Raw genomic sequence first — 17263 nt, forward strand, 5'->3', positions numbered from 1 at the left:
GACCTGAAGGTAAGACCTGGACGTAAAAACCTGAACGTAAGACTTGAAGGTAAGACTTGAAGGTAAGACCTGAAATCAGAAAAAGCGGCGGGTTCGCGGGGCCAGCCAGATTCCGGGCCGGCCCCGCGCCGGGGGGCTATGAGTCGTCCGCCGCTAAAGAGGGAATCGAGGGCATCTCCGCCATTACCGAGGCAGACAGATCGCCTACGTTCGCAGGTTCATGCTCGCTGGGGTTTGGCGCAAGCTGCTGACTGGCGCGGGCAATTTCTGCGCGATAGCACAGCGGCACGTCGTCTGGATCGGCCTGGGGTCCCTCGTAGGCCAACACAAATAGCTCCTTCAGGTCTTGAATCAGCGGGTAGCGAGGATTTGCCCCCGTGCATTGGTCGTCGAAGGCGCGGTTGGCCAGGTTATCTAGCTGGGCATAGAACGAAGCGCGATCGCCCCCCGGATAGGAGGCCTGACCCATCTGACTGAGCGCTTCCGCCAGGGTTGCCGGAATCTCGACATTGCGCTTCAGTTCTTCCACTGCGATGATCAGCCGTTCCACCTTTTCATCGGCTGTGTTGCCCCCCAGGTGCAGATGGTCGGCGATCTGGGCGTAGCGGGCCTTGGCGTTGGGATATTTGTATTGCGGGAAGATCGCCTGCTTAAAGGGCTGATCCGTAGCGTTGTAGCGAATCACATGGGAAATTAGCAGCGCATTGGCCAACCCGTGCGGAACGTGGAACACCGCGCCAAGCTGGTGCGCCATCGAATGGCAGATGCCCAAAAACGCATTGGCAAAGGCCATGCCCGCAATCGTGGCGGCATAGTGAACCCGTTCGCGGGCTTCGGGATCGCGGCCCCCGTTGCGATAGGAGCGCGGCAGATATTGGAACAGAAGGGCGATCGCCTCTAGCGCCAGCCCGTTGGTAAAGTCCGTCGCAAACACCGACACATAGGCTTCAACTGCATGGGTCAGCGCGTCAATCCCGCTCCAGGCCGTCAGCTTGGGCGGCATCGTCAGCACCAGATCCGGGTCTACAATCGCCATGCTAGGAGTCAGGGCATAGTCTGCCAGGGGATATTTAATGCCCTCCCGGTCATCCGTAACCACGGCAAAAGGCGTGACCTCAGACCCCGTTCCTGAGGTAGTCGGAATCGCCACCAGCAGGGCTTTTTGACCCAGCGGCGGCAGTTCATACACCCGCTTACGAATGTCCATAAACCGCATAGCCACGCCCGCAAATTCCACCTCCGGCTGCTCATACATCAGCCACATGATCTTGGCCGCATCCATCGGCGAGCCGCCGCCCAGCGCAATAATCACGTCCGGCTGAAACCGCCGCAACTGCTCCAGCCCGCGATTCACATTCGATAGTGTCGGATCAGGTTCGACATCGTGAAACACGTCGTAGCGAATTTCCAAATTCTCCAGAACCCGCGTGACAGGGTTGACCATGCCTAGGTCAAAGAGCGGCTTATCGGTCACAATAAATGCCCGCCGCCTGCCCGCCAAGTCGCCCAGTGCCATTGGCAAGCAGCCGCTTTTGAAGTAAACCTTCGGCGGCACGCGGAACCAAAGCATGTTTTCGCGCCGCTGCGACACGGTTTTGATATTTAGCAGGTGATGCACAGTGACATTGCCAGAGACCGAGTTGCCCCCCCAAGTGCCGCAGCCCAGCGTCAGCGACGGGTCAAGCCTGAAGTTATACAAGTCGCCAATTGCTCCTTGGGAGGCCGGTGTGTTGATCAGCACGCGCCCTGTCTGCATTCGGGTTTCAAAAAGCTGAATTTCGGAACGCTGAGCGGTGTCGATGTAGAGCGCGGCGGTGTGCCCCTTGCCGCCAAAGTTAATTAGCTCCTCGGCGCGGGCGATCGCCCCTTCAAAGTTTGCTGCCCGATAAAACGCCAGAATCGGCGACAGTTTTTCCCAGGCAAACGCCTCATCTAGGGCCACTCGGTCGGTTTCAGCCATCAGCACCTTGGTTTGTGGCGGCACCGAGATTCCCGCCAGCTTCGCCAGCGTTTGCACCGACTGACCCACAATCGCCGCATTGAGCCGCCCATTCTGCACAATCTGTTCGCCCAGTTTCGCCTTCTCCTCTGGCTTCAGGAAATAAGCGCCCCGTGTCGTAAACTCTTGCTTCACTGCGTCGTAGATTGGCTCAACCACAATCACCGACTGCTCCGACGCGCAAATCATGCCGTTATCAAACGTTTTGCTGAGTAAGATAGAACTCACTGCCGTTTGAATATCCGCGCTTTCGGCAATCACGGCGGGCGTGTTTCCTGCACCCACCCCCAGCGACGGATGCCCGGATGAGTAAGCAGCCTGCACCATCCCCGGCCCGCCCGTCGCCAAAATCAGCTTGATATCCGGGTGCTGCATCAAGGCCTGCGATAGCTCCACCGATGGCTCATCAATCCAGCCAATGATGTGATCCGGCGCACCGGCCGCCACAGCCGCCTGAAGAATTAGTCGGGCTGCTTCAACTGTGCAGCGCTTGGCACGGGGATGGGGTGAAAAAATAATGGCATTGCGGGTTTTCAGGGAAATGAGCGACTTGAAAATGGCGGTCGAAGTTGGGTTCGTTGTGGGCACAATGCCTGCCAGAATGCCCACAGGTTCGGCAATTTTTTGAATGCCAAAGGTATCATCTTCTTCGATCAGCCCGCAGGTGCGCTCATGCTTGTACTTGTTGTAGATAATTTCCGAGGCAAAGTGGTTTTTGATCACCTTGTCCTCAACAATGCCCATCCCGGTTTCTGCAACGGCCAGCTTGGCCAGATCAATCCGGTGGGCATTAGCCGCCTGAGCAGCTTGCTTAAAAATCCAGTCTACCTGGCTCTGGGTATAGGTTGCGTATTGAGCCTGGGCTGCCTTGACTTGTTCGATCAGCGTTTCCAATTCTTGAATCGTAGTAACCTGCATAGGGACTCCTTAACTGGTGTGAGTAGGTGTGGATCTGAGTCGGCGGTGTAGCGTCTACGATCTTCAAGCGTTAGCGCAGTGTGTGTCTCCAAATACGTTTCCAACTGCGTTTCCAAATGCGCTTCCAGACGTGCTTCCAACTGCGCTTCCAACTGCGTGCCCAACTGTGCTTCAGCAAAACCAGCAGGAGGATCTTTGGGCTTCACCAAACCTTCTCTCTAGTTTCCTCACAAGCTGAACAGTGCCATCATCAATCCCTACAAAATTCCTGCAACGTGAGGGTCAAGGCAAGCTCAGGGTCAGGCTCAATACGCATCCAGTTTTGAGGCTCCTTAATGCTCCTTAATGCTCTTTCTGAGCCTGACTCTCCTGCCTATGAGCGCGTCACGGCTTCTTTTTCCTCAGCTTTCTCAATCAAAACTGGCTCTGCGACGGTGTTTGACGGCAATTCCTGAAGGGGTTCGTAGCCGAGTCTGCCGGTATGGTCTGCTTGCTGACAGGCCACCATCGTTTTTACGTGTTCTCGCTCATCATCGCGAATGGCAACAAACACGTCATACAGATTGTTAATTGCTGGACGACGCTCCTGCGGAGGATGGGCCGTTTGAAACGCATCAAACAGATACAGATCGCCCGTTTGGTAATATTCAAGGGCTACTTGAGGAGCAGGCTGAGCCTTTAGGGTTTCGCCTTCCTGCACCAAGAACAGGTCGTAGGTATGATAGGCATGTTCCTCTACTAGCTCCATAAAGTGATACGCCGACTTGGGTGAGATAATATACAACGCCACGATAATCCAGTAGTAGAGCAAGGCAACGCTGCGGGCTAGAAGGCGATCGCCCCAATGTTGGCTGCCCCCCAGCGCTTCCATAATCAGCAGATGGTGTAGCTCGTTCCAGGACTCGGCAAAGTGAACCTTGAGCCACTCCACACGCCGCCACAATCCCAGCGTCTCGTACAAATGCAAAACCGACAGGTAAGAAAAGTAGGGAACGCGAGCCACAGTTTCCAGGACGTAAAACCGAGGAATCGGGCGATCGTGATAAATCTGGTTGATCACAAACACCAGCACGCCAACGAGTAACTTAACCATTCAGCCAATTCTCCAAAAAGTGAGTGTGCAACGGGCAGCTTGAAGCGGGATGGAATGTACCGATGCACAAGTGCCCAGATGACAGCAGGACTAAGGCAGCGGTTTGTCGAGTACTTGCCTTTGCCCCCATGATGAAAGACGTGCCTCAGGAGGACAAGACAGTTTCCAGAATGCACACCCAGTTACCCAGAGGAAAAGAATCAGATGGGTGCTGGATTTGGGCGGAACCGGAAGAAAACGTTAAACCTGACGAATTCGTATCCCTTGCACTAATAGCCTGGTATCGGGTCGAAGAAGCTATTGGATGGATCACTTGCTAATCCTGAGATAGATCAATTACACCCCCAAAGTTCAGGAGATAGTCCGTTGGATTCTCGCTCTTATTCTTCCTCTGATTTCAAATGCCCGATTCAGTTTACGCTTGACTTGATTGGCAGCAAGTGGGCAATTTTGATTTTGCGCGAGCTGTTTGCCAGTGCGCCAAATCAGAATGGTCGCCCTGCCCGCCGAACCCATGAATTTCTCGATGCACTGCCAGGGCTAAGCACCAAAACGCTGATGGCGCGGCTGCGGGAGCTAGAAGAACACGGACTCATTGAGCGGACGGTCTATGCAGAGATTCCGCCCCGTGTGGAGTATCGGTTGACGGACAAGGGCCGAGAAATTCAGCCCGTGATGGCGGCGCTACATCAGGTGGGGATGCGCTGGCTTCAGCAGGGGGTCTGCGAGTGTCCGCTGGATATGCCTCATCAGGAAGCGCCGCAGCCCGACGCTTTGCCCAACGCTTTGCCCGACGCTTTAACGGCGATCGCCCCCAACACCCAGCCCCATCTCGCCGCCTGTAGCAGCAGCAGAGTAGAATCACAGGTGTAATCGTTGATTGCGATGCTGGTTGCAATTCCTGGTTGCAATCCCTGGTTGCGATGCTGGTTGCAATTCTTGGTTGCAATTCCTGGTTGCAATCCCTGGTTGCAATCCCTGGTTGTAATGGCGGTTGTAATTGCGGTTGTAACCGTCAATACTTGCGAGTCTGTTCTTGAGTTGGGGCTGTTTGAACCAATGGATTTAACGGCTGCTTTGCCTGCATTTGTGGTGACGTTGCGCGAGGGCGTAGAGGCGGCGCTGGTGGTGGGCATCGTGCTGGCCTGCCTCAGCAAGGCGGGCCAGTCCCGGTTGAACCCGTGGGTCTACGGCGGCATTGGCGCAGGGCTGGCGGGCAGCGTGCTGGTGGGTGTGCTGCTGGGCGGCGTGCTGACGGCGCTGAACCAGTCTCAGCAGCGCTATGCCCCTGTGCTGCGGCAGGCGATGGAGGCGGGATTTGGGCTGGTGGCGATCGCCCTCCTGAGCTGGATGCTGGTGTGGATGACGCGGCAGGCCCGCAGCCTCAAGGCAGAGGTGGAAGGTGCGGTCACGTCGGCTTTGCAGCAAGACGGCGCAGGCTGGGGCGTGTTTGGGCTAATCACCATTGCCGTGCTGCGGGAAGGATTCGAGACGGTGCTGTTTCTGGCGGCGCAGTTTCAGGACGGGCTGGCTCCGGCGCTGGGCGCGATAGCGGGCTTGGTGGGCGCAGTGACCATTGGGGTGCTGCTGTTTCAACTGGGCGTGAAAATCAACCTGAGGCGCTTCTTTCAGGTGATGGGGGTGCTGCTGCTGCTGATCGTGTCGGGGCTGGTGATCTCCATGCTGCGTCATGTAGACCTGGCGATCGCCGCCTGGGTGCAACTTCATCCCGCCTGGGCAAATCTCTGCTTTAGCGCCGGGCCAGACTGCGTGCTGGGGCCGCAGGTGTGGGATGCCCGCGCCGTGCTGCCCGACAAAAAATTTCCCGGCGTGCTGCTAAAGGCGCTGCTGGGCTACCGCGACCAGCTGTATCTGGCACAGGCGATCGCCTACCTGGCGTTTTTGGGAATCGTCGGCTGGCTCTATTTCCAGAGCCTCAGCCCTCAGAGCGCTGGCCCTACAGCAAAAAGCGTAAAAACAAACTCGCCAAGCCCCCAAGAGCACTAACCACATTGCCAACCCCGTTGCTGCGCCGCTGGGCCCGCCGTTCCCGCTCTTCGGCTGCCAGCACTTGCTCAATCCCAGTGACAAACCGCTCTGAAAGCTGCTGCCCTGGAATGTTTCCCTGGGCCAAAAACATTTGCTGGGCCTGCCGTCCGTCTTCCATTGCCCCTGCTTCATCGCCCAACTGAAGCCGCGCAATGCCCCGCGCCAGCATCGCGCTTGAAAAGTCAGGCTGGCGACTAAGGCTCTGATTGAAATACTGAATCGCATCGGGGAAGTTGCCGCGCTGCGCCTCTGCCAACCCCCAGAGGTACAACTGCTCCACCGACACCAGGTTTTCGGGCAGCCCAATCGCCCGCCACAGGTTTGCCCCGTCCAGCAGCGCCCCGGTCAGATTTGCGCCATAGAGGTAGGCTTCGCGCAAGTCTGCCCCGCGCAAATCTGCCCCACGCAGGTCGGCTCCACCCAGATTGGCATAGGACAAGACCGCCCCTTGCAGGTTTGCCCCTTGCAGGTTTGCCCCTTGCAAGTTTGCCCGGTTCAGGTTCGCCAAACTCAGGTCAGAACGGCTGACATCTACCCCCGACAGATTGGTGAACACCAGCCCCGCCCGGTGCAAATCACACTGCTGGCACTGACGATTTGCAAGCAACCGCTGCACATGCTCAAGATTTTCGGCGCGGGCAGGCAGGGCCACACCCAGCGCAGCCAACAGCCCTAGAGAAACGAGTTTGGAGTTCATAGCGTTGTTCAAAACCGGGTGGAGGAGTTCCGCGATATCGCTGCTATACAGTGTGCAATACGGTGTGAGCAGTACGGTATGAGCCAACTGTGGGAGCTAGCCCTGAGAATCAACCGCTGCAACACACACTGCAACACTGCAACATCACATTGCCCAAAAGTGTACTGAGAAATCGCAAAAACGGAGCATTAATTTTAATTTTGGCGCTGCGCGAGGGTCGTTACGCTGTGATATAGTACACATGTTCTTTTTTTTGGGAGGCGATCACGATGGCAGTCAAACCGATTCCTGATGGATATCCAGCGGTGACTCCGTATCTGATTGTGCATGACGCGGCAGGGGCGATCGCCTTCTATGAGCAGGCGTTTGGGGCAACGGAGCTAATGCGCCTGGCTGACCCATCGGGCAAGCTGGCCCACGCCGAAATCAAAATCGGCAACTCGCCCATCATGCTGTCCGACGAGTTTCCGGAGATGGATCATCGCAGCGCCCAAGCCATTGGCGGAACGCCTGTCAGCCTGATGGTCTATGTAGAAGATGTGGATTCGCTGTTTAATCGGGCGATCGCCGCAGGGGCAACGGAAATTCGCCCCGTGGAAAATCAGTTCTATGGCGATCGCGCGGGTACGCTGGCCGATCCGTTCGGTCACGTCTGGACGCTTGCGACCCACGTCGAAGATGTGTCTATGGAAGAGGTGAATGCCCGGTTCAGCGCAATGGTTTAGGGCTGGTCAGGGGAAGCTTAAGAGGCAACTGGTTGAGAAGCAACTGGAGGGGCGATCGCCCTCAACCCAGGCAACCGCCGAAGCGCTACTCGCTGGGCAACTCGCCGAACCGCGCCCGATACTGTGCGAGGAGTGCTTCGGCCTGTTCCGCCCGCAGCCGTTCTTCTTCTGCCCGCTGTCGCTCTTCTTCCGCCCGCTGCCGCTCGATGGCGGTCGCTTCTTCAGGGATTGGTACAAGCTGCCCGTCTGGGGTAAAAAACCGCAGCTTGCGATCCTGAATTCCCAAGAATAGCTGAAGCTGTTCGCTCCACAGCCAGCCCCGCGAGTCGGTTTCGAGGGGCTGGTAGCGTCCGTCTAGCAGGTGAAATCCGCAAAACTCCAGCGTATGGGGGTCAAACCAGAAGTAGTCGGGCGTGCGGAAGGTGTCTTGATAGAGCTGTTTTTTCAGCCCGCGATCGACATGAGCCGTCGAATCCGACAGCAGTTCAATGATGACGTTGGGATATTTGCCGCCCTCTTCCCACACGACCCAGCTTTTGCGGGGCTTGGGGTCGGCCCCCAACACCACAAAAAAGTCCGGCCCGCGAAAGTCCTCTGATTTGCGCTCGCGCAGGCTGTAGTAGATGGTGAGATTGCCAAAGGCGTAGAAATCTCGATGGGTGCTGGGGTCTGGCCCGCGCCACAGCCATTCAAGCGACTGAATCAGCAACAAAATTTGGCGGAGATGCAGTTCAGATTCCAATGGAGGTTCGTCGCTGTAGAGGTCGCCGGGTGGAAAGGGAACCTTGTCCAGGTCAAGACCAGAGTCTATACCCGCAGCCCAAGCAGGCTCCGGGCTAGGCAAATTGCTGGATGCGGTGCGGGGGGCTGTCGCTGGTTCCAGACCCTGACCGTCCAAGTCTTTTGCAATGGACATGGCAAGACGGGGTTGAGGGGTTGAGAGGGGTTGAGAGATGAGCCTAGTTTAGCGAATGGGGTATAGACCTCTCACGCTGCCTGACCTGGCCTGGTTCCAGACCGGTTTCAGCCCGACTGCCAGGCCTTGTAATGGATGCCCGCGTCCTTCATGCGGCGCAGCGCTTCACCGAGGCGATCGCACTCAGCAATCAGGCTAATTCGCACGTACCCTTCGCCGCCCTCCCCAAAGGCGTTGCCCGGTGTCACCACTACGCCCGTTTCGCCCAGCAAATGCAGCGCAAAATCGGTGGAGCCAATTCCCGGCGGGCACGGAACCCAGAGGTACATCGTCGCCAGGGTTTTGGGCACGTTCCAGCCCAGTTCGCCCAGCCCGCGAATCAGAAAGTCGCGGCGGGTGCGGTAGCGTTCCTGCACCTCATGTAGATACACATCCGGCAGTTGCAGCGCCGTTTCTGCTGCCGTTTGCAGGACGCTAAAGAGGCCGTAGTCCAGATTGGTCTTTAGGGTGCGGAGGCCCTGGATAATGTGGCGATTGCCCACCACAAAGCCAACGCGCCAGCCCGCCATGTTGTAGGTTTTGGACATCGTGTGGAACTCTACGCCAATCTCCTTTGCGCCAGGAATTTCCAGCAGGCTGGTGGGCTGGTAGCCATCGAACGCTAGCTCGGCGTAGGCCTGATCGTGAACCAGCAGGATTTGGTGCTGGCGGGCAAAGGCAACTACATCTTCAAAGAACTCCCTGGGCGCAGTGGCCGCAGTGGGGTTGCTGGGGTAGTTGAAGTAGAGGATCTTGGCGCGGCGGGCCACCTCTTCGGGAATTGCCGCCAGGTCAATCAGCCAGTTGTTTTCAGGCTTCAGGAGCAGTGGGTAAATGTCGCCTCCGGCGATCGCCGGCCCGCGAAAGTGCGCCGGATAGGCCGGACTGGGCACCAGCACCACATCGCCCGGATTTACATAGGCAAAGGATAAATGCGTCAGCCCCTCCTTCGACCCCAGCAGCGGCAGCGCCTCGCCATCGGGGTCAAGCTGCACGCCATAGCGACGGGCATACCAGTCGGTAATCGCCTTGCGAAAATTGGCAGTCCCCTCAAAGGGGGGATAGCCGTGGTTGGCAGGATTTTGCAGCGCCTTCATCGCCGCCTCAACGACGGGCTGGGGCGTTGGGCCATCGGGGTTGCCCATGCCCAGGTCGATCAGGTCTAGGCCTTGCTCTCTTGCCCGCGCCTTCAGCTCATCCAGCCGCGCAAACACGTAGGGCGGCAGCGCACTCAGCCGATCCGCCGGGCTAATCCAGTCTAGTTTCATTCCGACACCTCCGCAGACACGGGGGGGAGGAGGAAAGAAGACGGATGGGAAGGCTGAGCCGGAGCGCGATCAGCGTCGTCCAGGTTTCGCGCTGTGGCCGCCTCCTGGGCCCAGCTATCGGCAATGGGCGCTGTGGTGGACACCATCGCCGCCATCAGGTGCGCTGGGGTAACGGCAAAGGGCAGGCGGTGAATATCGGAATGGTCTGCACAAGCGACTTCGGCTGCGTGCTGCAACTGAGCGATTGTGATATCGCCGAGGCCCAGATCACCCAGCGTCCTGGGCAGGCCGATGTCGTCATAAAACTGGAGAAGCTGCTGGCGGGCGCTGCTGGCGAGGCGGTTGCCCTGCACCATTTCCTCCAGCCGCAGTTGCACCAGAATGCCGTAGGCAACTTTTTCGCCGTGCAGCGTGCCGTGGCTCTGAGGTAAATGGGTCAGCCCGTTGTGAACCGCGTGGGCCGCCACCGTGCGACACTGGGCCCCGCCGATGCCGCCGATCACGCCCGCCAGCAGCACCGTTGCGTCTACCACGTCCTGCCAGGTGTCGCTACCGGGCGATCGCAGCGCTTCGGCCGACTTTTGGAAGAGGATGTCGCGCAGCACCCGCGCCTGCTGCACGGCGGCAATGAGAAACGTGCGCTCCGAATGACCGCTGCTGACCGAGGCTTCGTACCACTTGGCGATCGCATCGCCAATGCCCGCAACTAGCGTGCGCGGGGCCGCCGTCTGTACCAGGTCATAATCCAAAATCAGCAAATCAGGACAGCGGGGCAGCCCCACGTCGTAGAGAAATGCCCCCGCCTTGGAATACACGTTGGACAGCGCCGTCCAAGCCGCACAGGTGGCACCAGAGGTGGGAATTGTGACGATTGGCAGGCTGGTTTGATGTGCCACCAGCTTGGCCGCATCCAGCGCCTTGCCGCCGCCCACGCCGATGACGAAATCTGCACCGTGCTGGGCGATCGCCTCCCGCAGCTTGGCCAGTGAAGCCTCGCTGCAATCTGCCCCGTAGCTTGCCTCTGTTGCGCTCAGCGAATGCTTTTTGAACACGGGCTGGAGCCGCGGCCGCACTCCCTTCAGCGTGCGATCGCCCCCAATCACCACGGGCCGCCGCCCCAACTGCGCGATCGCCTCTGCCGCCTGGGCGATCGCCCCCTGCCCGCGCATGACCTGTGCCGGGGCAATCATGGAGGTTATCAGCGTCGGAGGCGAGGAGGGTTTGGCCATAGGTTCGGTAACCGGTGTTGCGGTGCAGCGTGTTTGAGGGACTGGGGATTCGCCGGAGGGTGCAAGCAGCGCTTGATGAGCCTGGTCGCTCTATCACCCCTTAGAAATCCCTTAGAAATCAAAGATCAAAAATCAAAGATTAAAAAATAGAGATTTCCATCTTATCGTCGTTGCGATCGAACAGGGAGCGCTTGACCTGGCCCAGGTATACCAACTGGGTCAGCCCTTCCTGGGGGTGGGTGACGGTGCGGGCGCGGATGGTCATCTGGTTTTCGCCGCTGCGGCCCAGGCGGCCGGGTGAAAAGAGGTCGTTGGCGGCCTGCTGGAGCGTGGCGGTGAGTTGCTCTCTGGTGAGATCGGGGGGAACCGCAATCACGACCTGGGTGGAGCCAGAGTCATAAACCGTCGAAAAGCGCACCGCACCCGGAATTTCCACGCGGGTAATCGGCATCAGGCTGAGCGCAAATAGCCCCACCGTTAGCACAGCCATAAACCCGGTGATGCCCACAAACCGGAAGCGGATGCCCCACTGGAACAGGAAGCCGAGGGCGGCGATCGCCCCCGCCACCAGGGTAATGAGTCCCGCCCACTGGGTCGCCGTCAAAAATTCAGCAGGTGTTGGCATAGCTTAAAAGATTGCAAGATGAGGAGAATGCAGGACAAACCGTAACGGAGTCCCTGCCTTCTGCAATATTCACCTTATCAGAACGGAACGAAGATGCGGCGATGATGATGCCTCACTGCCCTGTCAGCTTACTTAGGGCATTCTGCGCCTGAATCGTCAGCAGTTCTGCCTCTTTGTAAACCGTGGTGCCACTGGGGATCGCCTTCAGTTCGGTGAGGATGCGGTTAAGCTGGCCAATTTGATAATTGGCATTGGTGCTGCCTGCGAGCTGCTGAAACTGCTGAATCTCCTGGTTTACCCGCGCCAGACGGCGCACAGCCTCGGCTTCGGCATCGCGGCGCACGCGAATTTCGCCCAGGTTGGCCTGATATTGGGCCAGCAGTTTTTCGGCCTCGGCTTTGCCTTGCAGATCATTGCTGGGAACTTGCCGCAGGCGGGCGATCGCCTCATTCCACAGATCCATCACCCGATCCCACTCTGCTACGGTATGGGGCGGGTTTTGGGCTGCTTTGGCCGCTTGCCAGGCAAACTGGCGGGCATTTTCAATTTGCGCGTTGACCTTGGCGCTTTCGGCAGCCAGCCCAACGGTGCTGCGAAGCTCGGCGACGGCGGCGGCGTGGCGGGTGCGGGCAGTGCGGCCGGCGAGGGTCTGGCTGGGGATTAGTTCCAAGTCTTGCAGACCCGCTTGCCAAGCGGCGATCGCCCCTGCTTGGTCAGCCGGGTTGGCGGCCTGCTGATAAGTCTGCTTAGCCTGGGCGATTGCCTGCTCTGCCGTCACCAGCGCCGTTTGAGCGTTCTGCTCCTGAGCGGCCTTGGCTTGCAGGCGGGCCACTTCCATACGGGCATTGTTAAAGCCTGCGGTGGTGAAGCTCCAGCGATATAGCCCGCTCCAGCCGTCGTACCAATAGTCGTGCAGCCACACGGGTAGCTCGTCTAGACGCTTCTGCGCTTCGATGGCCTTGCGCTGACCCGCATCAATATCTTCGGGGCGGGTAGGGTTGTCAATCAGTTGTTTAGCTTGCTGCGTCAGGGCGATCGCCGCCTTGTAGTTGTTGTCCATACTGACATAGCTGGGCAACAGCAGCACGGGCGCTTTTTCGGCAACCGGGCGGCGAATCGGCGCGTAGGGCAGGTTGATGGCCCAGAGAATGCCCGCTGGAACGCCAACAAGCAGCCCCAGTCCCAGCAGCTTGCCCAAAAAATTTCCACTCCGGCGCGGCGGGGGCGCACTCACAGGACGCGCCTGGATTGCCTGCCGCCGCTCATGCTCTAGCTCTCGTTCAAGTTCGGTGAGCGATTTGGGCTTTGCGGGCAGCGGGGCAGGCGGCGAAGACGGTGGGCTGGCAGGGCGAAAGACTCGGTTAAACAGTCCCATGATGCAGCGATGGAAAAGGAGAAAAGACAGGTAGCGGGAAACACCGCCGGATCTCCATCCTAGCGTTCCCAATCGAGCCGCTGCTTTCGCCAAACTCGCCCAGCAAACTCGCCCGGCAAACTCGCCCGGCAAACTTGCTCGGACTCAGTGCCCGCTACTTCATGCGCTAGTCAGCTAGGCCCATCAGCTAGGTGCATCTGAAATATTCGCCAATATTCGCCAAACTCGCCGAGTCTCAGTGCCCGCTAGACCACTTCCAGCGCAAAGAACGTCTCGCGGATTTTCCTGCCAATGTCGTTCAACGCAGTTTCCAGGTCGTCGAGAAACTCGTGCAGCCCACGCTGGGTGATCTCTTCAACGGTAATGTAGTCCAGTTCGGAGCGCAGTTTTCCCAGGGCCCGTTCTGCTGGGTTGCGCCATACACCGCGAGAACTGCCCGTAATCTGGTGGAGCGATCGCTCGGCTTCTAGCAGGCAAAACTGGATCGACCGGGGAAACTCCCGATCCAGCACCAAAAAGTTCACCACATCCTGCGGCGTGATGCGGTGCTGCCGCTTGCGATACATCTCATAGCCGCTGGCTGATTTCAGCAGCGCGATCCACTGCAACTCGTCCAGCGGCGTGCCCACGTCTTTGACTGAGGGCAGCAGGATGAAATACTTCACGTCCAAAATCCGCGCGGTCTTGTCTGCCCGCTCGATCATCCGCCCAATCCGCCCAAAGTGCCAGCCCTCGTTGTGCGACATAGTAGCGTTCATCACGCCTGCAAACAGGTGACTCGACATCTTTACCTGCGAGAAAAAGTCCGACAAGTCCAAGTCATCAGGGCGCTGGCAGGCATCTTTCACCATGAGATAAAAATCGTTGACCTGCTCCCACATTTCCGAGGAAATGCTCTCCCGCACCGATCGCGCGTTTTCTCGGGCCATTTGCAGGCACGACAGGATGGAGTTGGGGTATTTGGCATCAAAGGTAAGGAAGCGAATCACGTTGTCTGCCGTCGCTGCGCCATAGTTCTCTTTGAACAGCGTCAGGTCGCCCGTCGTCAGCACCAGCGGCTCCCACTGCTGGGCCACGCCCACGGGCGAATCCAGCAGCAGGTTCAGGTTCACGTCTACAAATCGGGCGACGTTTTCGGCCCGCTCGATATAGCGGTTAAGCCAGTAGATGGAATCGGCAACGCGGCTGAGCATTGTTTGATGGATTGATGGAAGGCTAGTTGATTGAAGGAAGATTAGAGGTTAAAGGGTTGGACTTGCTAACTATTGCCCACGACCCACGTATCCTTCGTGCCGCCGCCCTGGGATGAGTTGACGACGAGGGAGCCGCGCCGCAGGGCAACGCGGGTGAGTCCGCCAGGGTTCACATAAATCTCTTTGCCGTAGAGGATATACGGCCGCAGATCGACGTGACACCCTTCGATGCGATCGCCCATCAGCGTCGGGGCGCGAGACAGCGTAAGCGTGGGCTGGGCAATATAGTTGCGCGGGGTGGCGCGGATGCGTTCGGCAAAGTCTTCGCGCTGCTCTGGCGTGGCGTGGGGGCCGATCAGCATTCCATAGCCGCCAGACTCGTTCGCCGCCTTCACCACCAGCTTGTCCAAGTTTGCTAACACATGGGCCTGATCCTGCGGCTCCCAGCAGAGATAGGTCGGCACGTTGGGAATGATCTGGTCTTCGCCCAGATAATATTTCACCATCTTGGGCACGTAGGCGTAGATTACCTTGTCGTCGGCTACGCCCGTACCCGGCGCATTGGCCAGCGCCACCCGCCCACGCCGATAGACCTCCATAATGCCGGGAATACCCAGCATCGAGTCGGGGCGAAACGTGGTGGGGTCAAGAAAATCATCGTCAATGCGGCGATAGACCACATCTACCCGCTGAAGACCCTTGGTGGTCTTCATTTGCAGATAGCCATCCGCCACCACCAGATCGCTGCCCTGCACCAGTTCCACGCCCATCTGCTGCGCCAAAAAGGAATGCTCGAAATAGGCAGAGTTGTACATCCCCGGTGTCAGCACAACCACGGTGGGATCGTCCAGGTGGGGCGGAGCCAGGTTTAGCAGGGTTTCCAAAAGCTGGCCCGCGTAGTCGTCTACAGGCAAAATCGGCATCTGCCCAAACACCAGCGGAAATGTGGTTTTCATGACGCGGCGATTTTCCAGCACGTAGGACGCGCCAGAGGGACAGCGCAGGTTGTCTTCCAGCACGTACCACTGCCCGTCGCGATCGCGCACCAGATCTGTCCCCGTGATATGGCACCAGATGCCGTTGGGCGGCTCCATGCCCAGACAAGGCTTGAGAAACCCTTTAGATGAGTAAATTAAGTCTTCCGGAATCAGTCCGTCTTTGACGATTTTTTGCTCGCCATAAATATCGCTCAAGAAGCGGTTCAGTGCCTCAATCCGCTGCTTGAGTCCGCGCTCCAGCCAGGCCCAGTCATGTCCAGATACGATGCGCGGAATAATGTCGAAGGGCAACACCCGCTCAGTGCCCTGTTCATCGCTATAGACGTTGAAGGTCGCCCCCAGCCGCAGTAGGGCTTTTTGGGCAGACTGCTGTCGCTGCATCAACTCCTCGATGCTCAAAGAGTTGATGCGCTCAACCAGCGGCAGCGCTTCGGGGCGAGGCTGTCCTCGTTCGACAAACAGCTCGTCGTAGAAATCTCCGGGGTCGTAGTCGTCCAGTTTCACGGCAAAAGAAATTAATTTTTCTAGTAATTTTTCTGGCTCGTTTCTTTGATTCGTCAAAGGGTGCGGATGAATGACCCTAGGACGGGCTTTAGAGCACTTTTGATCCCCCCAGCCCCCCTTAAAAGGGGGGAATCGACTCAGGGCAAGCAACAACCTAGAAAGTTTTAGAACACCGCCCAGCCTGCTGCTGTGTACTTACCACGCCCCCCACTATGGCAAACCGCGTCTTCCAAATCGGCCAAAACGGATACTGTAAAAACCTGCTTTCAGTGTTGAACTGGTTCGCAAGCATCCTCTAGCGCTTCAACCCCCCCGATCCTTGCTTGTTTTGGGCAGAGTCTTTGGGTCTGGCGTTTAGGATGTAGGGATGATACCAAACCTTTTTGAAATTCCCCTGGATTCCCTTTGAAAAGATTAAGGAAGAGCTAGCTATGGCATACGTCACAGACCTGGGTGCAGGTCAGCGCCTCTGGATTGAAAGCCGCGATCGCCTCACGATTCTCACCCTTCTAAGCGCCAGCGCCGGACAGCAGCAAAGCCAGCGAATGTCGGTCGAAACGGGTGCTTGGGCCGCACCACCCCAGGCATTTCGCACAGCAGGCGGTGTGGTGGTGCAAGTGGAGACAGAAAACGGCTCGCGCTTTGTGCAGGTGCAGGGGAGCCAGATGCAGTCGCTCAACGGTGTGCCTGTGCTTTCGGGGGCGGCGGTGCTGCCGATGCAGGAAACGACAGAAGACCCAATGCCGCCGATGGAACCCATGAAGCCAATGGAACCCATGAAGCCAATGGAACCCATGAAGCCAATGGAACCCATGAAGCCAATGCCGCCGATGAATTCCGGTCATCCCCTACAAATGGGCGAGATGCAGATGGGCGAGCTAAAGATGGGCGATATGGAAATGCGCCTGAACCCGATGCAAATGAAGATGGGCAGTTTGGAGATGCGAATGGGCAGTGCCGAACGCCAGTCCCAGCAGCGATTTTGTACCCAGTGTGGCGGCGAGGTGCAGATGGGCGATCGCTTTTGCGCCCAGTGTGGTCATCGGGTGGGAGAACTGAGCCACAGCTAAGGCAAGCTTCAGATTCAGCCTGCATCCCCTGTAAAGCCCCCTGTAAAGCTCCCTATAAAGCCCTGTACGAAGCCCGATAAGAAGGTTGGCGGGCACTTTTCTCGCCCAAGTTTTCCCGTCTAGATATCTCGTCCAAATTTCTCAGCCGGATCTCTCGTCCAGATTTTCTCACCCGGTTTTCTAAAGCAGACTTGTAGCCGCGAAGTCTGACAGATTGTTAACTTGCTGTAATCTACCTTGGCAGGTAGGGAAAACTAACTAATGGGTGGTCAAAATCTTAAATTCTTACAAATTGTTGATTTTATGCCGCTGGATTTATACCGTTGCACCAGCAATCTGGGTATGGTTAACAATACCTGCTTCTAGCCCAGCGGATTTCGTCGGAACGCCCTGTTCAGAATGCCCTGTTCAGAAACCCCATCAGAACAACAGCCTCGCTGATTTGCCCGACCCGCTCATTTGCCGAGATGCTCTGTAGACCTGTTTGCGATGCCTTTGCTGCCCCTACACGCTCGACGGTTTTTTACTCGACACGCCGCCCCCGGAGTTGAGAATCTGTCCGCGA

Annotated in this window: 13 protein-coding genes and 1 pseudogene; 4 read left to right on the plus strand and 10 right to left on the minus strand. The window is 57.8% G+C overall.

Annotation, left to right across the window (positions count from 1 at the left end):
- Positions 1-136: 136 nt before the first annotated feature.
- Both adhE and HPC62_RS18715 read right to left on the minus strand, forming a co-directional pair.
- The gene (gene adhE / locus HPC62_RS18710) at positions 137-2917 is read right to left on the minus strand and encodes a bifunctional acetaldehyde-CoA/alcohol dehydrogenase (RefSeq protein WP_172358032.1); all 2781 of its coding nucleotides are present in this window, start codon (positions 2915-2917) and stop codon (positions 137-139) included.
- A 373-nt stretch (positions 2918-3290) separates the two neighbouring features.
- Positions 3291-4010 carry an alternative oxidase gene (locus HPC62_RS18715; protein ID WP_172358033.1) on the minus strand — a complete coding sequence of 240 codons (720 nt, stop codon included), beginning with the start codon at positions 4008-4010 and terminating at the stop codon, positions 3291-3293.
- 366 nt (positions 4011-4376) lie between these two features.
- Between HPC62_RS18715 and HPC62_RS18720 the strand changes: the two are divergent.
- Positions 4377-4751: pseudogene (locus HPC62_RS18720) on the plus strand (winged helix-turn-helix transcriptional regulator); the annotation flags it as partial.
- 318 nt (positions 4752-5069) lie between these two features.
- On the plus strand, positions 5070-6017 hold the full coding sequence (locus HPC62_RS18725) for an FTR1 family iron permease (RefSeq protein ID WP_172359042.1): 948 nt from the start codon (positions 5070-5072) through the stop codon (positions 6015-6017).
- Here the strand turns inward: HPC62_RS18725 and HPC62_RS18730 are convergent.
- Positions 5968-6756 (minus strand): pentapeptide repeat-containing protein, encoded by a 789-nt coding sequence (locus tag HPC62_RS18730; protein ID WP_172358035.1) that lies wholly within the window; start codon positions 6754-6756, stop codon positions 5968-5970. The genes HPC62_RS18725 and HPC62_RS18730 overlap by 50 nt on opposite strands.
- Before the next feature lie 269 nt (positions 6757-7025).
- On the opposite strand from HPC62_RS18730, the gene HPC62_RS18735 reads away from it, so the two are divergent.
- Positions 7026-7481: a VOC family protein gene (locus HPC62_RS18735; protein ID WP_172358036.1), complete on the plus strand. Its 456-nt coding sequence runs from the start codon at positions 7026-7028 to the stop codon at positions 7479-7481.
- A gap of 85 nt (positions 7482-7566) precedes the next feature.
- Here HPC62_RS18735 and HPC62_RS18740 read toward each other — a convergent pair whose 3' ends face one another.
- The 7 genes from HPC62_RS18740 to HPC62_RS18770 all read right to left on the minus strand — a co-directional run bounded on the left by HPC62_RS18740 (position 7567) and on the right by HPC62_RS18770 (position 15628).
- Positions 7567-8397 (minus strand): Uma2 family endonuclease, encoded by an 831-nt coding sequence (locus HPC62_RS18740; protein ID WP_172358037.1) that lies wholly within the window; start codon positions 8395-8397, stop codon positions 7567-7569.
- A 107-nt stretch (positions 8398-8504) separates the two neighbouring features.
- Positions 8505-9704, minus strand: coding sequence for an aspartate aminotransferase (locus tag HPC62_RS18745; RefSeq protein ID WP_172358038.1), 1200 nt, complete (start codon positions 9702-9704; stop codon positions 8505-8507).
- Positions 9701-10933, minus strand: coding sequence for an iron-containing alcohol dehydrogenase family protein (locus HPC62_RS18750; RefSeq protein WP_172358039.1), 1233 nt, complete (start codon positions 10931-10933; stop codon positions 9701-9703). The genes HPC62_RS18745 and HPC62_RS18750 overlap by 4 nt, the downstream gene beginning before the upstream one ends.
- Before the next feature lie 139 nt (positions 10934-11072).
- Positions 11073-11558: a Ycf51 family protein gene (locus HPC62_RS18755; protein ID WP_172358040.1), complete on the minus strand. Its 486-nt coding sequence runs from the start codon at positions 11556-11558 to the stop codon at positions 11073-11075.
- 112 nt (positions 11559-11670) lie between these two features.
- Positions 11671-12933 (minus strand): hypothetical protein, encoded by a 1263-nt coding sequence (locus HPC62_RS18760; RefSeq protein WP_172358041.1) that lies wholly within the window; start codon positions 12931-12933, stop codon positions 11671-11673.
- Positions 12934-13178: 245 nt separating this feature from the next.
- Positions 13179-14126 carry an alpha-E domain-containing protein gene (locus HPC62_RS18765; protein ID WP_172358042.1) on the minus strand — a complete coding sequence of 316 codons (948 nt, stop codon included), beginning with the start codon at positions 14124-14126 and terminating at the stop codon, positions 13179-13181.
- A 65-nt stretch (positions 14127-14191) separates the two neighbouring features.
- On the minus strand, positions 14192-15628 hold the full coding sequence (locus HPC62_RS18770) for a circularly permuted type 2 ATP-grasp protein (protein ID WP_172358043.1): 1437 nt from the start codon (positions 15626-15628) through the stop codon (positions 14192-14194).
- A 431-nt stretch (positions 15629-16059) separates the two neighbouring features.
- On the opposite strand from HPC62_RS18770, the gene HPC62_RS18775 reads away from it, so the two are divergent.
- Positions 16060-16698, plus strand: coding sequence for a zinc ribbon domain-containing protein (locus HPC62_RS18775; RefSeq protein ID WP_172358044.1), 639 nt, complete (start codon positions 16060-16062; stop codon positions 16696-16698).
- Positions 16699-17263 lie beyond the last annotated feature (565 nt).

This window comes from Thermoleptolyngbya sichuanensis A183, assembly GCF_013177315.1.
Classification (GTDB): Bacteria; Cyanobacteriota; Cyanobacteriia; order Elainellales; family Elainellaceae; genus Thermoleptolyngbya; species Thermoleptolyngbya sichuanensis.

Coding starts and splice junctions, on each gene's coding strand:
- HPC62_RS18765 (WP_172358042.1), bottom strand. CDS start 14,126: ATGCTCAGCCGCGTTGCCGATTCCATCTACTGGCTTAACCGCTATATC.
- HPC62_RS18750 (WP_172358039.1), bottom strand. CDS start 10,933: ATGGCCAAACCCTCCTCGCCTCCGACGCTGATAACCTCCATGATTGCC.
- HPC62_RS18755 (WP_172358040.1), bottom strand. CDS start 11,558: ATGCCAACACCTGCTGAATTTTTGACGGCGACCCAGTGGGCGGGACTC.
- HPC62_RS18775 (WP_172358044.1), top strand. CDS start 16,060: ATGGCATACGTCACAGACCTGGGTGCAGGTCAGCGCCTCTGGATTGAA.
- HPC62_RS18725 (WP_172359042.1), top strand. CDS start 5,070: ATGGATTTAACGGCTGCTTTGCCTGCATTTGTGGTGACGTTGCGCGAG.
- HPC62_RS18735 (WP_172358036.1), top strand. CDS start 7,026: ATGGCAGTCAAACCGATTCCTGATGGATATCCAGCGGTGACTCCGTAT.
- HPC62_RS18715 (WP_172358033.1), bottom strand. CDS start 4,010: ATGGTTAAGTTACTCGTTGGCGTGCTGGTGTTTGTGATCAACCAGATT.
- HPC62_RS18760 (WP_172358041.1), bottom strand. CDS start 12,933: ATGGGACTGTTTAACCGAGTCTTTCGCCCTGCCAGCCCACCGTCTTCG.
- HPC62_RS18745 (WP_172358038.1), bottom strand. CDS start 9,704: ATGAAACTAGACTGGATTAGCCCGGCGGATCGGCTGAGTGCGCTGCCG.
- HPC62_RS18730 (WP_172358035.1), bottom strand. CDS start 6,756: ATGAACTCCAAACTCGTTTCTCTAGGGCTGTTGGCTGCGCTGGGTGTG.
- adhE (WP_172358032.1), bottom strand. CDS start 2,917: ATGCAGGTTACTACGATTCAAGAATTGGAAACGCTGATCGAACAAGTC.
- HPC62_RS18740 (WP_172358037.1), bottom strand. CDS start 8,397: ATGTCCATTGCAAAAGACTTGGACGGTCAGGGTCTGGAACCAGCGACA.